Here is an 18,391-nt window from a genome sequence, read left to right as displayed (position 1 = left end):
TGTTTTAGTTTGTTTTGGTTGTTTCTTCATATAGATGCGATCTCTTTTTAAACCAATGGAAGGTATGGGTTACAATGACCTTCAATATCGCATAACCCGGTACTGCGAGAATAACACCGATAACACCGAATAGATTTCCGGCGGTAAGGATTACGAATATGATTGTTATTGGATGTACACGAATATTCCGGCCCATGATCTGGGGAGTAATCAGTTTTCCTTCGACTAACTGGACAACCGTCCAGACAATAATCAGCTTCAGGAGCATGAACGGCGATGTAACAATCGCGATGATGATTGCAGGTGTAATCGCAATCGCCGGTCCAAGATATGGAACAACACTAGTGAATGCTGCAATGACTGCCAGTACTGGTGCGTAGTCAAGACCAATGATCAAGTAGCCGATATACAGCAGAACGCCTATGACAAAGCTGACGATAATCTGTCCCCGTATGTAGGAACTGATTTGATGGTTCATCTCGGACATCACTTCATATGTTTGACTGCGGAAGCGTACCGGAAGCAGCTTTAATATATAGACTGGAAGTTTCTTTCCATCCTTCAGCAAATAGAAAAGGATGAAAGGTACTGTGACAATTGCGATGATTACCTCTGTTACTGCCCCAACAAAGCTGGTCAAATTTGCGAACAGATTGTTCAGCATGCTGGTACCGCGAGTCTGCAGCTCATTCAGGATTTGGTTGAAATCAAAATTTCCTGATGCTTGAATCTGATTGACCACATTGCTGCCTGTGATGGATTGGACCATATCGACACCTTGCTCAAAGTATTCGGTGCTATTTTCGATCAGGCTCAATGTCTGCTCCTTCAGGACGGGAATGACTGAGCTGATGAGTATTGTTAATAATCCAATGATAACAAGGTAGAGGACGATAATGGAATAAACGCGTTTCACACGCTTTTTCTCTAAATAATTTACGATTGGCACTGTCAAATAGTAGACAACCCCGGTCAAAATGATTGGCAATATGATTGTCTTAACAATCACGACGATCGGCGTAAAAATAAATGACACACTTGAATAGACAAGTATATTCAGCCCGATGATGAAAAGAATCAGCATCGCAATGACAAATTTATTGTTCAGGAAAAACTTGCTGAATTTCCCCTGCTTGCTGCGTTGTAGGTCTGGCATGGCAATCCTCTCCTCTTTGGCCCGCTCTATCCGTAATTCTATCGTTCTATCATTATAGCCTAATATAATGGCGTATAACCGTTATGTTTATTTTAATCTTATGTATTGAATTAATCTACTCAAGTACTCGATATAAAAATAAGATTCTGGATTGATAATTTTATTAGATGTATTATCAACAATATTATCAACAGTATCATCGTTGAGAAATAAACTAAAAATAGACTTATGCACATTATCCACAACCTCAGGGATGGTAATTGTGCACAAGTCATTTGGTACTGGCATTCAGATTACGCTGAACACCTCCACGATTACAAAGCTTGTTCCAGCGCTTTGGATAGGTTAGGGAAGCGGAATTGGTACCCGCTGTCGAGCGCTTTTTTCGGATAGACACATTGTCCATCAAGAACTAAAGTACTCATCTCACCCAAAGCTTTCTGTAGTACCGGTGCAGGCGCTGCAGTCCAATATGGGCGATGCAGTGTCTTTGCTAGTGTTTTACTAAAATCCTTGTTCCGTCTCGGATAAGGAGCTGTGACATTAAGTGGTCCTTTGATGGATTCCTGTTCGATTGCATAAGCGATCAACCCTGCTGCATCCTGGACATGAATCCAGGAAAGCCATTGCTCGCCGCTGCCTATCTTTCCGCCTGCAAAATAACGGAAAGGCAGCTGCATGAGCGGAAGTGCGCCTTTGTCACCGAGTACAATACCAAAACGTGCAAGTACAGTCCGGACACCAAGGCCTTTTGCTTGCTTGGCGGTTTCTTCCCACTCATATGTCACGTCTGCCAGAAAATCCTGTCCGCGTTTCGTTGTTTCCTCGGTAAAAGCGTCATGTTCGCTTGTGCCGTAATATCCTACAGCGGATCCGCTGATGAAGACTTTTGGCTTTTTCGGCATTTTGCCTATCATATCAACAAGTGTTTCGGTAGCTTCCAAACGGCTGCTTCTGATGTCTTCCTTTTTTTCCGTGGTCCATTTGCCGAATAGGCTTGTTCCGGCGAGATTGACGATTGCATCAATCTCGGGGAGCTGGGAAAGGGGATTGAATCCTTTTTTCATCCAGCCGATATACGTAACTTGTTTTGTGTCCAGCTTCTTCTCTGGTGTCCGAGTAAGGATATACACATGATGCCCCTTCTCAATCAATGTCTCTGCCAGCTGTTTTCCGACGAAACCTGTTCCGCCACTGATAACGATATTCATGATGGATTCCTCCTTTTATATTAGGTAAGCTTACAATTTTGTATGCTGTCATTTCGTGTTAGAATAAAGACACAGAGGTGTCGAATATGGTGAAAATCACGAAAATCACGACCCAAAAAAATAACATCGGGCGCTATAATGTCTTTCTCGATGATGGTAAAGGCGAAAAATTCGGCTTTGGTCTCGATGAAGATGTCCTGATTACAAGCGGTATCACCAAAGGTCAGGAACTATCCGAGGAAGCGTTGCAGTCCATTATCGAAAAAGATGCTGCACATAAGTGTTTTACCCTAGCTTTACAATATCTAAGCTACCGGATGCGGTCCAAAAAAGAAATAAAAACATACCTCCTGAAGAAGGAGCAGGATCCGTCACATATCGAAGAGACACTAATGAGGCTTGAAGAGCAGGGTTATACCGATGATGCAGCTTTTGCCGGTGCTTTTGTTCGGACGAAGGTGAACACAACAAGTAAAGGTCCGCTCGTCATTCGGAAGGAATTGCAGGAAAAAGGTATCACCGGAGCTGTGGCGGATCAGGCGATGACATATTACTCCTTCGAAAAAGAGCTGGAGAAAGCGGTCAAGCTTGCCGGTACGAAGCTGCAGACAAAAGCAAAGAAATCGCATCAGGAGAAAATCCAGCTTGCACAGCAGCAGCTGCTCTCGAAAGGCTTCTCAAGTGCTGCTGCCAAGGAAGCTGTGTCCCTGGCGCTCTCGGATTCCGATCAGGATACAGATGCTGAACTCGAGGCTGTTCGATATCAGGGAGACAAGCTTATGCGTAAATACGCGCAAAAAGCGGAAGGCTACGAGCTTGATCAGAAAATCAAGACTGCGCTTTATCGAAAGGGCTTCCCTATGGAACTTATCCAGAAATATATAGAGGAAGCGAAAGAAAAAGACCTTTACTAGCGGAAAGCAGGTGCGAAAATGCAATTACGTTATAGTGACTTGACTGTGGAGCAATTGAAGGAAGAAATGAAACAGCTGAAGATTCAGCAGCAAAAGGCAGAACAAATGGGAAACTTCAGTGAATATCAGATCTTGGAGCGTAAACGGCAAATGGCCAAAGCCTATACGATGAATCCAGATGAATTCAAACCCGGTGCGACGTATCAAATCAAGGGCGATCGGTCGCATGTCTTTACGATTGATTACCTAAACGGTGTCTTTGCCTGGGGCTATCGGCGCCAGGGCAGTGAAAAAGGACAAGAACTGAAAGCTTTGCCGATCAGTGTGCTCGGCAGGGAGACTATGTAATTGCCTCGGCTGAGAAGCCGAGGTATATTTTATCTGCGGTTTTTCTTAACTGCTTGAGTTCGGATGATGATATCAGTCTGTGTTTGCTGTGTTTCTCCATTCACTTGGTTATTCGCGTGCTTCGCTGTAGTGCGAGGCGATTGAATAATGGAATTGATGGTGCCTGTTTTAGAAAAACGATCAAACCTGGACATTTTATCTGCCTCCTCGAGCAAGGATTGGATGCCCCGCAGTACAAATAGTTTGTGCTTCTTCAGCATGAATATGTTGGGATTTTAATGGAAGGGAAGAAAGAAGGATGGAAAATAAATTCCGTGAGCTTGCTGCGCTTTTGCAGGAGCAGAACGACAGATTGACAATAGATGAGGCTCGGACATGGGTAGAGATTCTTTGGGAGGATTTCGAAGCAACTCGTGCAAAGGCCGGCCGTAAATATCAAGGACAGGAAATGACAGAAGCAATTGTGCGTCAGTGGATCCAGCACTATGGTCCGCGGCTGGATGAGTTCCTCGACAGTAATCCGAAGTACCATCATCTATTCATGGAACGAAGACAACAATAAAAAAACCTGGAGAAAATATCTCCAGGTTTTATAATGCAGACGGATTATCATCTGTGACCAGTTTTCGCTGCAGTTTCTGTTCGGAAAAAATCCAGCCGGTATAGGAGCTCATCACTTGATGATTATCATCGATCTGAACGACGGCTTTGAATGGGTAATGCTGTGCGCTATTATGGTAGCGCAGGTCAATCAGACGCAATTCGGTGAAATCATCATACATGTTCACTTCCCACGTAAAGACGGGGGAGAAGCTGAGAAAAGCTGCAATATTCTTGTCTTCTCTGGCAACTTCTATTAATTCATTATCAGGTAATGGCTTCCGTTCGAATTCATCAATCATGCGGAGCTGCCAATTCTCTACTTTTCCGACATAAAAACGATCTGGAGCCGTAACGGCAACACGCCAAAATGCTTGTTTCATTGTCGGTGAAGTAGCGATGATTTGAGCATCGGGTATTTTTTCTTTCACTTGTTTGATGATTCGCCGCTTATCCAAGTAACGCTTTACGTAGTAAAGGATAAGGATGCCGTAAATGACGGCAAAGGTTGGACCCGGCTCCAAGCCGATCACCCAAAGGACGATACCGATCGCATGCATCGTGAAGATGAAAGGGTCGAATGTGTTAATAAAACCGTAAGCGACCCAGCGTCGGGTGAACGGCCGGTACGCTTGTGTGCCGTAAGCGTTGAATACATCGACAAATACGTGCAGCACGACGGCCCCGAATGTCCAAAGCCATAGATGCAGGAAATTAATCTCTGGTACTAACACGTACAGAAGAAGGGAAATCGCTAGTCCCCATAATATGACTGCGGGGATGCTATGCGTTATTCCCCGGTGGTTTCGTAAATAAGAAGCATTGTTGCGTAATTTCAGTACTGTATCAAAGTCGGGTGCCTGTGAACCAAGAATCGTGCCAGCAAGTACTGCATTGAACAATACGGGATCTTGGTGAACAGCAGGATCGAGTGTGGCAAGCCCGCCTAGGGCTATCCCCATGACGATATGGGTACCAGTGTCCATCTTAATGTCCTCCTTCTGATGAAACCAAACCACCTAATACATTTAATATTGTAACACGGAGCGTGAGTGAATTTGCAATTAGACGATCTACATGTTAAGTTTCAGCATTTTTCGATAGATTTATTTCAAGATGATTTAATTAATTGGTTCCAGCAGGAAAAACGTACACTGCCTTGGCGTGAAAATCAGGATCCGTATCGGGTTTGGGTGTCGGAAATCATGCTTCAGCAGACCAAGGTAGATACGGTTATACCTTACTTTCACCGTTTTATGGAACGTTTTCCAACAATCCAGTCATTAGCCGAAGCAGATGAGCAGGACGTTTTAAAAGCGTGGGAAGGCTTAGGGTACTATTCCCGGGCTCGGAATCTTCAAACCGCTGTACGTGAGGTAGCAGAGGCATACGGCGGCAAGGTGCCTGACAATGTGGAAGAGCTTGGTAAGCTAAAAGGTGTTGGACCGTATACAAAGGGTGCGATACTTAGTATTGCTTATGGTATACCGCAGCCGGCAGTCGATGGGAATGTGATGCGTGTCTTATCCAGAATCCTGTTGATAACCGAGGATATAGCCAAACCGAAAGCAAGAAAGATTTTCGAAGCGGCAGTCGAGGAAATGATTTCACAAAAGGATCCATCTTCATTCAACCAAGGATTGATGGAACTAGGTGCGCTGATCTGTACACCGAAAAAGCCCGCGTGTTTGCTATGTCCGGTGCAGTCGCATTGTGCAGCTTTCAAGCAAGGGTTGCAGGAGGAGCTGCCCATTAAATCAAAGGGCAAAAAGCAGAAAACGATGCCATACCTTTCTATTGCAGTGGAAAACGAACATGGGGAAGTGCTTATTGAAAAAAGGCCGGAGGAAGGACTGCTTGCAAATTTGTGGCAGTTTCCGATGGCAGATGCAACGGAGGTTTCCGTAGAACAGCTTGCGTATTGGTTCAGACTTGAATATGGAATCGATATAGAGCTTGAAGAAACGCTGCAGCCTGTTCGGCACATATTTTCCCATATCATTTGGGAGATGATTGTCCTGCGCGCAAAAACCAACAATAAGGAAGCGGAGAAGGGCAGATTTGTTGCTTTGACGGATATAGAGGATTATCCATTTCCGGTTCCGCATCAGAAAATCCTGCAGCAAATCAACATACCAGAATAAACCAGTTTCTTTTTTGGATAAGTCCGCCGCATTCAGGAGAAAGTAATGTGGCGGAGGTGATAACGATGAACAGAAAGACACAATCTGGTACTGATGTAAACCACGTTAAACAACAAAACCAGCAGTCTCGTCAAGGCGGTTCCAGCCAACAATTCGGCACTGAATTTGCTTCTGAAACAGACGTACAGCAGGTTCAGCAACAGAACCAGCAGTCTCGTCAGAAAGCAACTGGCGGTTCCAGCCAACAATTCGGTACTGAATTTGCTTCTGAAACAGATGTACAGCAAGTTCAGCAGCAAAATCAACAGTCCCGTAAGTAAAAAGACGGACATCGTCTGAATTGTTACTTTCGTATGAACGGAGCCCTTCAGCCCTCGCTGAAGGGCTCTTTTATCTATGCTTGGGCAACAATCAGCGTTTTTCATTTCCATTGTGTCTGAAATATCTTTATAATATAAAGAAACCATCTTACATAGGACAATAACAAAGGAAGGAAGATTCGCATGGCTGGCCCAGAGGCAGGAACGAAAATTCAGATACACAGCTATAAGCATAACGGCCAGCTCCATCGGGTATGGGAAAGCAGCACAGTATTGAAGAGTACGGCAGAGATCCTGATTGGTGCCAATGATCGGACGATGGTCACGGAAAGCGATGGACGGACCTGGATCACGCGCGAACCAGCCATTGTTTATTTTCATGCGAAGTACTGGTTCAATATTATCGGTATGCTGCGTACAGACGGCATTTATTATTATTGCAATATCAGCTCCCCATATGTTTATGACGGGGAAGCGCTAAAGTATATCGATTATGATCTCGATATCAAGATATATCCTGATATGACATTTACGCTGCTGGATGAAGATGAATTCAATGTACACAAGCGTCAAATGAATTATCCGCCCGAAATCGAACGAATTCTGTGGAACCAGGTCGATATACTGATTAGCTGGATCAGGCAAGGAAAAGGACCGTTTTCACCCGATTTCATCGATACATGGTATGAGCTGTTCCTAACCTACAGATAAATAACATAAGCTATGAATCCTTGCCGGAAGCGGCAGGGATTTATCATTGTGCACAACAGAGAGGTGATATGTGTTGAGCAGTACGAAACGGTATTTACAATTTGTAAAGCCGTATAAATGGAAGATTATCTTTACAATTATAATTGGTATCGTAAAATTCGCGATACCGTTGCTGATTCCGCTGATTTTAGGGTATGTGGTCGACCATGTTGTCAATGCGGATATGTCCGCAGCTGACAAGGTGCAGCGGCTGTTCTGGCTGCTTGGCGGTTCCTTGATTGTCTTTCTCATCGTGCGTCCGCCGATTGAGTACTACCGGCAATACTTAGCGCAATGGACAGGGAACCGGGTGCTCTATGATATCCGTAACCAGCTGTTCGATCACATACAGCGTTTGAGTCTTCGCTATTATTCCCAAACAAAAACCGGAGAAATTATTTCTCGTGTCATCAATGACGTGGAGCAGACAAAAAACTTCATCATGACAGGTCTGATGAATGTATGGCTTGATTTGGCTACGATTGTTATTGCGGTTGGCATTATGTTCACGATGGATGTGTCGCTCACGCTGGTGGCAATTATCTTATTCCCGGTATATGGTGTGGCAATCAAGTATTTCTATGAACGTCTTCGCAGTCTGACAAGGAAACGTTCGCAAGCCTTGGCTGAAGTGCAGGGGCATCTGTATGAGCGGGTACAGGGAATCCCTGTTACACGAAGCTTTGCACTTGAGGATTATGAACAAAAGCAGTTTGATGTACAAAACCGGAACTTCCTTGATAGCGCCATCCAGCATACGACCTGGAATGCCAAGACATTCGCGGTGACAAATACGATTACAGATTTGGCGCCACTGCTCGTGATTGGATACGCTGCATATGAAGTTATCCAAGGTAATCTGACTTTGGGTACGATGGTTGCCTTTGCAGGCTTCATGGACCGTGTTTACAGCCCGCTTCGCCGTTTGGTGAACTCTTCTACAACATTGACACAAGCAGTTGCGTCAATGGATAGGGTTTTTGAATTCATTGATGAGAAATATGATATTGAAGATAAGCCCGCAGCAGCGCAGCTGACGAAAGTAGATGGCCATGTTTCTTTTGAAAATGTTTCTTTCCGTTATAGTGAGGATGAGGATCTTGTACTCAAGGACATCTCGCTCGATGTAAAGCAAGGGGAGACAATTGCCTTCGTTGGAATGAGCGGAGGCGGTAAATCTACAATCGTCAGTCTTATTCCGCGGTTCTATGATGTGACGGGCGGGCGGATAACAATTGATGGAACAGATATCCGGGATGTTCAGTCGCGTTCCTTACGGGATAAAATAGGGATGGTGCTCCAGGATAATATCCTGTTCAGTGAGTCGGTCGAGATGAATATCAAACTCGGAAGACCTGAAGCAACACATGAGGAAGTTGTTGCCGCTGCAAAAGCAGCCAACGCCCATGACTTCATCGAGCATCTTGCTGAAGGATACGAAACACTTGTAGGAGAGCGTGGTGTGAAGCTATCAGGCGGGCAAAAACAACGTATCGCTATTGCGCGTATCTTCCTGAAGAATCCGCCTATATTAATCCTTGATGAAGCAACATCTGCACTTGATCTGGAGAGCGAGCATCTCATCCAGGAAGCACTGGAGAAGCTTGCATCAGATCGAACCACTTTCATCGTTGCACATCGTCTTGCGACAATTACACATGCAGACCGGATCGTCGTTGTACAGGACGGACAGATTGTGGAGCAAGGATCGCATGTCGACTTGATGGCATTGCAGGGCAATTACTTTAACCTTTATCAGATCCAGCATCTGGATGAGGATTCTGGGACTTTAAGTACAACCGAAAAAAGATAGATGGACAGGGAGACCTGTTCATCTATCTTTTTTTTATAATTTACATATAGGCATTGGATTATAATCGAAGAAAAGAGAGGAGGATGTATTTGAGAAAGGTTGAGGTGTTTTCTGATAATGAAAACTGGAGGCATATGTTCAAGAGAGAAGCATTCAAACTGAGAACTATTTTCGAAGATGAAATCGCGGACATACACCATATCGGCAGTACATCCGTCCCGGAGTTAAAAGCAAAGCCAATCATTGATATATTGCCCGTTGTCAGAGATATTCATATTGTGGATGATTTTAACGATGAAATGCGGGAGATTGGATACGAGCCCAAAGGGGAGAATGGAATACCTGGACGAAGGTATTTTGAAAAAGGCGGGGACTTTCGCACGCATCATGTACATATTTATCAGAATGGAAGTTATGAAATAAAACGGCATGTAGCTTTTCGAGATTATTTACTGGTTCATCCTGAGATGAAGAAAAGGTATGGGTTGCTGAAGGCAGAGTTGGCAGAGAGATTTCAGTATGATATTGAGGCGTATATTCGTGGAAAGGAACAGCTAGTGAAAGAAATAGAAGCAAAAGCATTAGTATGGTTAAAGGATATGTAATAGATGGCTAAGTGGGATTTTGAATAATGGGGGAAAACGCAGCTGCATTAATAGTTCCATCATTTTTCTTTGTGTTCTCAGCTTGAACCCCCCCCTACCTTAAGCTCTGCATTTCTGTACTATCATGCATTAAAAAAGCACATCACTCACTTGAGTGATGTGCTTTATTCCTTCGGCATGACTACCGTGGAATCTTCGTTATGGTATTTCAGGTAACTGTTTAAAAGTCGTTTCAGTCTGTCAAGCTCTCTGTGATATTCCATCAGACGAGAAGCAAGCGGAAGGAAGAGCATCTTCTCTTCATTTTCCTTGTTCTCGAATACATGGATAAGCAAATCGACAAGTGCTGGGATATCCGGATCAAGTGTTTCGCGAAAATTGCTGTCTTCTTGCTGGTGCTTGATTCGTCCCATCGCGCTAAGGATCAGCTTTTCATGTGACATGATCGCTTTATCGAGCTCTTCGACGAATGTGTCACTGGAACGTGTCGGAAGCTCTGTCATCTTATCCCCAAGATCATAGACTTCCTTCAGAATACCGTGAGACTGCTTCAAGGTCGTTATAAGCTGACGGAAGACGACTAGTTTCCGAGCCTTTACGAGTTTTTGTTTTTTCGTATACGTTCGTTCTTCGGAGTAGCGGGTATAGATATCGTCTATTTTTTGGATTTCTGATTCTATCCTGGCTATTTCGTCCTTCAATGCCGGCTGATCGGACCAACTGCGGGTCGCAACACGGAGCCATTGCAGAATTTCGGTGCTGAATTGATCGATTTTCTGCAGGAGAACGACTTCATACTTAGGCGGCAGAAAGACCAAATTCACGAAGAAAGCGGACAGGATTCCTAATGTCAGTGTCGAGAACCGCAGCAATGCGAAAGGAAGGAAGTCCATATCGCTCGTATTCTCCATTACCGAAACAAGTGAGACGATTGCGATGACGCTTTCCCGTATTTTCAGGCTTACACATAGTCCAATTGTCAGGATGGCGGAAACGCCAATGATGATCGGTTCGGTCCCGAATGTATAGAACATTGCAACGGCTACAACCAGACCAACTACATTCCCTTTCACCTGATCCATGAGTCCGATATAGGATTGATAAACGGACTGCCGCATTGAAAAGGCAGCTCCGATTGCAGCAAACACCGGCGTCAAACCAAGTAATGTGGCTGCATATAAGGCAAGTGTGATTGCCACGCCAGTTTTAAGCATTCTGGCACCAAGTTTCATAGTCTTGGATCCTCCGTTCTTTCCTTGAAAAACTATACCTTATGATGTTACACGAATGCCCTGAGATAATAAAGTATTTACTGAAGAAATGTTTAAGACCAAAAAAAGGCATCAGCGAAAGTGCTGATGCCTTTTAGCATACCCTTATTTCATTTGTTCGAAGCTTGTTTTTACAGCTTCCAATGTACGATCGATATCTTCGTCTGTATGTGCTGTTGTGATGAACCATGCTTCATATTTGGAAGGAGCCAAGTTGATACCTTGCTCGAGCATAAGCTGGAAGAATTGTGCGAATTTCTCGCCGTCAGAAGCAGATGCTTGTGCATAATTGGTTACTTTCTCGTCGGTGAAGTACACGGCAAGCGCACCTTTCAAACGATTGACTGTAATTGTTACGCCTGCTTCTTCCGCGTGCTGCTTGATACCAGCTTCCAATTTTGCACCCAACTCCTCGAAACGATCATAGACACCTGGCTGCTGCAGTACTTCCAAACAAGCGATACCTGCTGCCATAGAAGCAGGGTTTCCGGCCATAGTTCCCGCTTGATAAGCAGGGCCGAGCGGAGCTACTTGATCCATGATTTCTTTCTTACCGCCATAAGCGCCAATCGGCAGACCGCCGCCGATGATTTTACCCATTGCTGTCAAATCCGGCTCAACACCAAGTAGCTGCTGTGCGCTGCCGTATGTGAAGCGGAATGCTGTGATGACTTCATCGTAAATGACAAGTGCACCTTTTGCGTGCGCATATTCATTTACTTTTTCAAGGAAGCCGGGTTCTGGTGTCACGATCCCGAAGTTGCCGACAATCGGTTCCACGAGGATACCTGCAATTTGATCGCCCCATTTTTCCAAAGCGTCGCGCAATGCTTCCGGATCATTGAAGGGAACAGTGATCATATCTGCTGCGATTGATGCTGGAACACCAGCGGAATCAGGTGTACCCAATGTGGATGGACCGGAGCCTGCTTCTACTAACACTGGATCGGAGTGACCGTGATAACAGCCTGCAAACTTTATCAGCTTATTGCGGCCGGTGTAGGCACGAGCTACTCGGATCGTTGTCATCACTGCCTCTGTACCAGAGTTAGTGAAACGGACTTTATGCAGGGATGGGATAGCTTCCTTCAGCATTTGGGCAAATTGATTCTCAAGGCGCGTCGGTGTGCCGTACAATACGCCGTTTTGAGCGGCCTTCGTGATGGCTTCTGTAATATGCGGATGAGCATGTCCAGTGATGATAGGGCCGTATGCTGCCAAGAAGTCGATGTACTTGTTGCCATCCACGTCCCAGAAATAAGCTCCTTCCGCTTTCTCCATATAAACAGGAGAACCGCCGCCTACTGCTTTAAAGGAACGGGAGGGGGAGTTTACGCCGCCAACGATATGTTCCTGTGCCTCTTTATGTAATTGTTCTGATTTGGTCTTATTCATAATTGGTAAACCTCCGTAAATTTCTCTTAATCAGTATAGCATATGCCCTCCGGACCATCGAAAAAAGCGACTTGCTGCACATAGTCCGGACATGCCGCTCGTAAACTAATAACTAATTAGGAAAGTGGAGAAAGTCGTTTAGGGACGTACGGATAAGAAAGGAAGCTCCGAGCGGGTGTCCTTCCCGTTTAGGGATTCATTGCTTATCCTCTAGTTCCTGGCTTTTGCAGCTTGACCGGAGGGATGGACATGGTGTTTGTACTAGTGATAATAATATTCTTTGCTCTGATTGGCTGTATGTATTCCTTTTTCAAACATGAGGTAAGAGCCTCCTCAATATTTTCTGTCGATTTGTTTTTATCTTTATTATTCCTATATATAAGTGTCATGCTCGCTTTTGGTTTGATTTATTTTATCCTGTCAATCGAAGGCATCGTACTTGCCGAGGGAGGCGACTTGATTGATTCGTCTCTTGCGGGTTCCTTGATGCACTCCATCTATTTCAGCGGCGTTACGTTACTCACTGTTGGCTATGGGGATATTCTGCCTGTAGGAATCGGACGTTTCCTTGCACTGATTGAGGCATTGATTGGATACCTGCTGCCATCCGGACTGGTATTGAAAGTATGGCAGCACACTGTTGTAAGGCAGAAAATGAAAGGAGAAGGAGATTAGTTGTGCTCCCAGGCTAAATCGGATACGCTTGTGTTATATCAGAAACCAGAGGAGGCCTATTCATGACAACTGAAATTGGCAAAGCAGCACCTAGCTTCACCTTACCGGCAACGAACGGTGAAATCGTCTCACTGCAGGACTTCAAAGGAAAAAACATCGTACTTTATTTCTATCCAAAAGATAATACACCAGGCTGTACGACTGAGGCGTGCAGCTTCCGTGATAACCACGATAAATTCACCGACTTGGATGCAGTCATCATCGGGGTCAGCCCGGACCCTGTTGAAAGCCATGAGAAATTCATGAACAAATTCGACCTTCCATTCCTTTTGCTTGCAGACGTAGATCATGCTGTAGCAGAAGACTACGAATGCTGGAAGCTGAAAAAGAATTTCGGCAAAGAGTATTACGGGATTGAACGCTCTACTTTCATTATCGATAAGGAAGGTAATCTCCAAAAGGAATTCCGCAAAGTGAAGGTGGATGGACATACAGAAGAAGCACTGGAGTTCATCCGGGAAAATCTATAACTTATCTGCGACCCAATGTACATACATTGGGCCGTTTTTTGTTACTATGGAAAATAAAGGGAGATGATACGATGAAAGATCCACGTCTGAATAAACTGGCCAAGCTGTTTTTGTCCCATAGTTTAAAGCTTGGTGAGAAAGAGAAGGTAATCATCAGTGCTGTTCCATCCAGTAAACCTCTTGTAAAGGAAATTCAGAAGGAAGCATATGCACTGGGCGTGATTCCATTTATACTCTGGCAAGATGAGGAAACCGACAGGATAATGTTGGAGCATGCTCCGGAAGAACAGTTCCGGTTACATGATAAATGGTTTTTGGAGCAGTTCAAGGATACGGATGCTTTGCTGGTAATTCGCGGAGAAGATAATGATGCAGAGTTAAGCAGTGTCCCAAGTGAACAGTTCGTCAAGCGCGGTAAACTGTTGAAGCCTTCTGATGATTATCTGTATGAAAACCTTCAATGGGTGCTGTTTGATTATCCGACACCAGCAGCAGCGCAGAAGGCCAAAATGAATTTTGATCAATATTACGATTATGTACTCGATGTAAGCACGGTAGATTATGATGCAATGCGACAAGCACAGCAGCCATTGAAGGATTTGATGGAGCGGACAGATCAGGTTCGGATCGTTGGTCCTGGAACGGATATTTCATTTTCCATAAAGGATATTCCTGCGGTTATTTGTGCAGGTACGCATAATGTGCCGGATGGAGAAGTATACACAGCACCTGTAAAAGATAGTGTGAATGGTACGATTACATATAATACACCAAGCCCTTACCAGGGTGTTGTCCACCAAAATGTAGCTCTGACATTCAAAAACGGGAAAATTGTCGAGGCTGTTTCCGATCACACGAATAAACTGAATGAAGTGCTGGATACGGACGAAGGGGCGCGTTACATAGGTGAGTTTGCGCTAGGTGTGAATCCCCTAATCAAAGAGCCGATGGGAAATATCCTCTTCGATGAAAAGATATCTGGAAGTTTGCATTTCACGCCGGGGGATTCTTATGATGAGACCGAGAATGGCAACAGCTCATCTGTTCATTGGGATATGGTACTTATTCAGCGTCCGGAATACGGCGGCGGAGAGATTTATTTCGATGATGTGCTTATTCGAAAGGACGGATTATTCGTGCTGGAAGAATTGAAAGGGCTCAATCCATGACAAGTGCTTATACTGGGTGCTGCGTATGTGCATATAGTACAGTATGAAACCTCCCCTACATGAAAATTGGCTCAGGCGTTTACCGTCTGAGCTTTTTTTATGGAGGGTGTCGCTTTTCGTGCGGAATGGAAAAGGGTTATAGTAGAAGAAGGTAAACAAACTTTCTTGGAGGAGATACATATGCAAATTCTCGTAGCGGTGAAATTAGATCAGAAATTGAAACAGCATTTTGAAAGCTCTTATCCAGATGTGACATTCCACTTCAGTTCCTCAAAGGAAGAAACAGAGAAGCAGGTGAAGAATGCAGAGGTTTTGGTTACTGGCGGAAATGGAGCAGATGAAGCATCACTTCGTACAGCGGATAAGTTGAAGTGGATCATGGTGGTATCAGCGGGTGTCGATTACCTCCCACTGGATATTATTGCTGAGAAAGGCATCATGCTGACAAACACGAATGGTATCCATCGTATCCAAATGGCGGAATATGCAATTTCGTCCATCCTTGCTGTTGCCCGCAATGAACGCGCTTTTCTGAAAAAGCAGGAAGAGCATGTATGGGATAAGGATATAATGATTGATGAAATCACTGCGAAAAAACTAGTTGTCGTAGGAGCAGGAGCGATTGGCCAAGAAGTGGCGCGCTTGGGGAAAGCGTTCCGCATGCATACAATCGGCGTGAGTCGCAGTGGATCACCGAAAGAGCATTTTGATGAAGTGTATAAACAGACAGATATCGAGACAGTTCTGCCTCATGCAGATTATTTGATTTCCATCCTACCAAGTACGAAAGAAACGAAGCATTTCTATAAAGAGCACCACTTTGATCTTATGCCGAAGCACGCAGTGTTCCTAAATATGGGGCGCGGAGATGCCGTAGCGACGGATGTATTACTGGAGGCACTGAATAAAGAGAAAATAAAAGCAGCAGTGCTAGACGTTTTTGAAGAAGAGCCCCTGCCGGAGGATCACCCATTTTGGGATCATGAGCGAGTTATTCTAACTCCGCATATGGCCGGTAAAACACCATATTATACAGAACGAGCAATGGATGTGTTTGAAAAGAATTTAGCGGTATATACAGATGAAGAAACTGAAGGACAATATATAAATAAAATCGATTTAGACAGAGGATACTAATGAAGATCTACACGAAAACCGGAGATAAGGGAGAAACTTCGCTTATCTATGGAATGCGAGTCCCGAAAGATCATCCCCGTGTCGAAGCTTATGGCACCCTGGATGAAGCAAATGCAGCGATTGGAACTGCAGTCAGTCTTTTAACTGCTGATAACGATAACTTCAGGAAATCATTACAACGTGTCCAGACGCTGCTTTTCCATGCAGGAGCTGAACTTGCGACACCAGCTGAAAAGGAAGTGCATTGGAAATTGAGGCCCGAGCACACAAATGATATCGAGGCTGAAATCGACCAATGGACAGCAGAGCTTCCGCCGCTGAAGCAATTCATACTGCCGGGAGGCTGCCCAAGTGCGGCTGTCCTGCATCAGGCGCGCACAATCGTACGTCGGTCTGAAAGAATGATTGTCTCCATGACAGAAGAGACTCGGAATGATGAGGTATTACGCTTCATCAATCGTTTATCAGACTATCTATTTGTTGCAGCCAGATACGCAAATCTTCTTCATGAAACAGAAGAAGTACTGCTCGTACCTGATATTTGAAGGAAACGATGGTTTTTTATTGACAAGATAAGGGAGACCCCTTTACAATTTAGAAGAAGTATAATGTAATAATAGTCATCGTTTAGACAAAAGTTTTATTTACAAGTGAAAGCGAGGTGCATGACGGTGTCTGAACAGAGATTACAAGCAGCAGTGGAGCGATTAAAAGAATCCGGAGTCAGAATTACACCACAGCGTCATGCGGTGCTTGAGTTCTTGCTGAATTCCAAGATCCATCCTACCGCTGATGATATATATCGAGCGCTAGAGGATAAGTTTCCGAATATGAGCGTAGCAACGGTCTATAACAACCTTCGTGTATTCCGTGAGAACGGTTTAGTGCGGGAGTTGACATATGGAGATTCCTCCAGCCGATTCGATTGTGATACAGATGAACACTACCACCTGATATGCGATTCATGTGGCAAGATTGTCGATTTCCATTATCCAAGCCTTTATGAAGTAGAGAAACTCGCTGCTCAGGTGACAAACTTCGATGTAACCCATCATCGTTTGGAATTATACGGGACGTGCCCGGATTGTCAGCAAACAACCAAGCATTAACCTCAGCGGAATTCTTCTATAGATAGAAAAGCCTTTATCACGTTGTGATGAAGGTTTTTCTTTTGTCAGGTAAAAAAGGATTTTGAAGAAATATGTTGAATTACTACTAAAATATATAGAATTACATTGCGGAGGGATCGTCTTGGAGAACATTCTTCGTCCGATTTATCAGGAACGTGCAAGCATGCCGAATACATTGGGTATCATCTTAGTAGAAAAGACAAGGCCGGTGAGTCCGACAACAGATAACTTCGATATGATTCTGCTGGTGATTGTCAAACATTCAGAAGAACCATGGTTTACAAAGCATTACAGTTATGAAGGAAAAATCGCAGCCATGCATATTGTCGAAGAGACACTTCTTCAATATTGGATTGATACTAGTACATATCGGCGGGCAGTCGAATGGATCTTCGAGGGGAAAGTCGTCTTTGATCGGAATGAGTATATTGATAATCTAAAAAACGAACTGGCCAGTTTTCCTTATGAAAAGCGCAAGCTGAAAATGACAATCGAATTTGCCAAGCTTATTCGTTCTTATGCAGAGACGAAGGATCTCCATGACAGCGGGCAATATCTTGATGCTTATGCACGAATGGTACGGTGTCTGCATTATTTGGCTCGATTATCTATTATTGAAAAAGGACATCATCCGGAAGTCACCGTCTGGAATCAGGTGCGTAGAATAGATTCGGAAGTATATAAGCTTTGTGAAGAATTCATTCAGAGTAAGGAAGAAACAGACCAGCGTGTGCAGCTGATGCTTCTTGCTGTCAATGTTGCCATCAATGCCAGATCGCATTCTGCTGCTGAGCATCTTCTTCGTGTCATGCGAATGAAAGATAGTGCTTGGACCTTTGGGGAATTAAAGAACAGACCGGAAGTGGAAGCATATTCAGCTGATTTAAGTGCACTTCTCAATTATTTGGAGGAGAAAGAGATAATAGAAGCTGTGCTGACAGAAACAAAAGGCAAGGCTCTGTATCATCGAGAGTATCAAATCAAAGAATTATGATAAAAGAAGGGAGAGGGCAGTAGTTGATATAATACATTCTGTCCTCTCGAAAAAACCGATGTTGTTGTGGTATTAGGATGGCTGCTATGGTAAGCTGTTTTGGCTGTGTTTAGCATATTGGGAATGAATTTGATATTTTTATTAAAAAACTATTGACCATGTATTGAGATGCGTGTTATATTTATATGCGTCGCCAGGGAGCAACAACGGCTGACAAACAAGAAAACAA

The 18,391-nt window shown here is 44.2% G+C and carries 21 protein-coding genes; 15 read left to right on the top strand and 6 right to left on the bottom strand.

Going from position 1 to position 18,391, the window contains the following annotated elements; all coding sequences use genetic code 11:
- Positions 1 to 4: 4 nt before the first annotated feature.
- Together SFC25_RS07205 and SFC25_RS07200 are read right to left on the bottom strand one after the other, a co-directional pair.
- Positions 5 to 1,156 carry an AI-2E family transporter gene (locus SFC25_RS07205; RefSeq protein ID WP_411214616.1) on the bottom strand — a complete coding sequence of 384 codons (1,152 nt, stop codon included), beginning with the start codon at positions 1,154 to 1,156 and terminating at the stop codon, positions 5 to 7.
- Positions 1,157 to 1,470: 314 nt separating this feature from the next.
- Positions 1,471 to 2,367 (bottom strand): TIGR01777 family oxidoreductase, encoded by an 897-nt coding sequence (locus SFC25_RS07200; RefSeq protein WP_411214615.1) that lies wholly within the window; start codon positions 2,365 to 2,367, stop codon positions 1,471 to 1,473.
- An 86-nt stretch (positions 2,368 to 2,453) separates the two neighbouring features.
- Between SFC25_RS07200 and recX the strand changes: the two genes are divergently transcribed.
- Both recX and SFC25_RS07190 read left to right on the top strand, forming a co-directional pair.
- Positions 2,454 to 3,281 carry a recombination regulator RecX gene (gene recX, locus SFC25_RS07195; protein WP_411214614.1) on the top strand — a complete coding sequence of 276 codons (828 nt, stop codon included), beginning with the start codon at positions 2,454 to 2,456 and terminating at the stop codon, positions 3,279 to 3,281.
- An 18-nt stretch (positions 3,282 to 3,299) separates the two neighbouring features.
- Positions 3,300 to 3,629 (top strand): YfhH family protein, encoded by a 330-nt coding sequence (locus SFC25_RS07190; protein WP_411214613.1) that lies wholly within the window; start codon positions 3,300 to 3,302, stop codon positions 3,627 to 3,629.
- Positions 3,630 to 3,658: 29 nt separating this feature from the next.
- Here SFC25_RS07190 and SFC25_RS07185 read toward each other — a convergent pair whose 3' ends face one another.
- Entirely contained in the window at positions 3,659 to 3,823 is a 165-nt protein-coding gene (locus SFC25_RS07185; protein WP_411214612.1) for a YpzG family protein, read from the bottom strand.
- Positions 3,824 to 3,927: 104 nt separating this feature from the next.
- Here SFC25_RS07185 and SFC25_RS07180 point away from each other — a divergent pair, with 104 nt between their 5' ends.
- On the top strand, positions 3,928 to 4,191 hold the full coding sequence (locus SFC25_RS07180) for a YfhJ family protein (protein ID WP_411214611.1): 264 nt from the start codon (positions 3,928 to 3,930) through the stop codon (positions 4,189 to 4,191).
- A 28-nt stretch (positions 4,192 to 4,219) separates the two neighbouring features.
- On the opposite strand, the gene SFC25_RS07175 is transcribed toward SFC25_RS07180, so the two are convergent.
- Positions 4,220 to 5,215, bottom strand: a complete 996-nt coding sequence (locus SFC25_RS07175) for a metal-dependent hydrolase (protein WP_411214610.1) — start codon at positions 5,213 to 5,215, stop codon at positions 4,220 to 4,222.
- 72 nt (positions 5,216 to 5,287) lie between these two features.
- On the opposite strand from SFC25_RS07175, the gene mutY reads away from it, so the two are divergent.
- The 5 genes from mutY to SFC25_RS07150 all read left to right on the top strand — a co-directional run bounded on the left by mutY (position 5,288) and on the right by SFC25_RS07150 (position 9,861).
- Positions 5,288 to 6,373, top strand: coding sequence for an A/G-specific adenine glycosylase (gene mutY / locus SFC25_RS07170; RefSeq protein ID WP_411214609.1), 1,086 nt, complete (start codon positions 5,288 to 5,290; stop codon positions 6,371 to 6,373).
- A 56-nt stretch (positions 6,374 to 6,429) separates the two neighbouring features.
- Positions 6,430 to 6,693, top strand: coding sequence for a gamma-type small acid-soluble spore protein (locus SFC25_RS07165; protein WP_411214975.1), 264 nt, complete (start codon positions 6,430 to 6,432; stop codon positions 6,691 to 6,693).
- Positions 6,694 to 6,876: 183 nt separating this feature from the next.
- Entirely contained in the window at positions 6,877 to 7,404 is a 528-nt protein-coding gene (ntdP, locus tag SFC25_RS07160; protein WP_038558812.1) for a nucleoside tri-diphosphate phosphatase, read from the top strand.
- 73 nt (positions 7,405 to 7,477) lie between these two features.
- On the top strand, positions 7,478 to 9,256 hold the full coding sequence (locus SFC25_RS07155; RefSeq protein ID WP_411214608.1) for an ABC transporter ATP-binding protein: 1,779 nt from the start codon (positions 7,478 to 7,480) through the stop codon (positions 9,254 to 9,256).
- A gap of 89 nt (positions 9,257 to 9,345) precedes the next feature.
- The gene (locus SFC25_RS07150; protein WP_411214607.1) at positions 9,346 to 9,861 is read left to right on the top strand and encodes a GrpB family protein; all 516 of its coding nucleotides are present in this window, start codon (positions 9,346 to 9,348) and stop codon (positions 9,859 to 9,861) included.
- 164 nt (positions 9,862 to 10,025) lie between these two features.
- Here SFC25_RS07150 and SFC25_RS07145 read toward each other — a convergent pair whose 3' ends face one another.
- Positions 10,026 to 11,093: an FUSC family protein gene (locus SFC25_RS07145; RefSeq protein ID WP_411214606.1), complete on the bottom strand. Its 1,068-nt coding sequence runs from the start codon at positions 11,091 to 11,093 to the stop codon at positions 10,026 to 10,028.
- A gap of 144 nt (positions 11,094 to 11,237) precedes the next feature.
- Entirely contained in the window at positions 11,238 to 12,527 is a 1,290-nt protein-coding gene (locus tag SFC25_RS07140; protein WP_411214605.1) for a glutamate-1-semialdehyde 2,1-aminomutase, read from the bottom strand.
- Between the two features lie 249 nt (positions 12,528 to 12,776).
- On the opposite strand from SFC25_RS07140, the gene SFC25_RS07135 reads away from it, so the two are divergent.
- From SFC25_RS07135 to SFC25_RS07105, 7 genes are all read left to right on the top strand, one after another.
- The gene (locus SFC25_RS07135) at positions 12,777 to 13,202 is read left to right on the top strand and encodes an ion channel (protein WP_411214604.1); all 426 of its coding nucleotides are present in this window, start codon (positions 12,777 to 12,779) and stop codon (positions 13,200 to 13,202) included.
- 62 nt (positions 13,203 to 13,264) lie between these two features.
- Complete coding sequence (gene bcp / locus SFC25_RS07130) at positions 13,265 to 13,732, top strand: thioredoxin-dependent thiol peroxidase (protein WP_411214603.1); 468 nt, start codon at positions 13,265 to 13,267, stop codon at positions 13,730 to 13,732.
- Between the two features lie 71 nt (positions 13,733 to 13,803).
- Positions 13,804 to 14,901: an aminopeptidase gene (locus tag SFC25_RS07125; RefSeq protein ID WP_411214602.1), complete on the top strand. Its 1,098-nt coding sequence runs from the start codon at positions 13,804 to 13,806 to the stop codon at positions 14,899 to 14,901.
- Between the two features lie 180 nt (positions 14,902 to 15,081).
- The gene (locus SFC25_RS07120; RefSeq protein WP_411214601.1) at positions 15,082 to 16,038 is read left to right on the top strand and encodes a D-2-hydroxyacid dehydrogenase; all 957 of its coding nucleotides are present in this window, start codon (positions 15,082 to 15,084) and stop codon (positions 16,036 to 16,038) included.
- A complete protein-coding gene (locus tag SFC25_RS07115) occupies positions 16,038 to 16,583 on the top strand; it encodes a cob(I)yrinic acid a,c-diamide adenosyltransferase (RefSeq protein ID WP_411214600.1) in 546 nt (181 codons plus the stop codon). The genes SFC25_RS07120 and SFC25_RS07115 overlap by 1 nt, the downstream gene beginning before the upstream one ends.
- Positions 16,584 to 16,703: 120 nt before the next feature.
- A complete protein-coding gene (gene perR / locus SFC25_RS07110; RefSeq protein ID WP_095223594.1) occupies positions 16,704 to 17,147 on the top strand; it encodes a peroxide-responsive transcriptional repressor PerR in 444 nt (147 codons plus the stop codon).
- Between the two features lie 142 nt (positions 17,148 to 17,289).
- The gene (locus SFC25_RS07105) at positions 17,290 to 18,162 is read left to right on the top strand and encodes a nucleotidyltransferase-like protein (RefSeq protein ID WP_411214599.1); all 873 of its coding nucleotides are present in this window, start codon (positions 17,290 to 17,292) and stop codon (positions 18,160 to 18,162) included.
- The last annotated feature ends 229 nt before the right edge of the window (positions 18,163 to 18,391 follow it).

The sequence above is a fragment of the Terribacillus saccharophilus genome (assembly GCF_046592595.1).
Lineage (GTDB): Bacteria > Bacillota > Bacilli > Bacillales > Amphibacillaceae > Terribacillus > Terribacillus saccharophilus_C.
The sequence above is the reverse complement of the archived record's forward strand: the minus strand, read 5'-3'. Positions and strand labels throughout refer to the sequence as shown.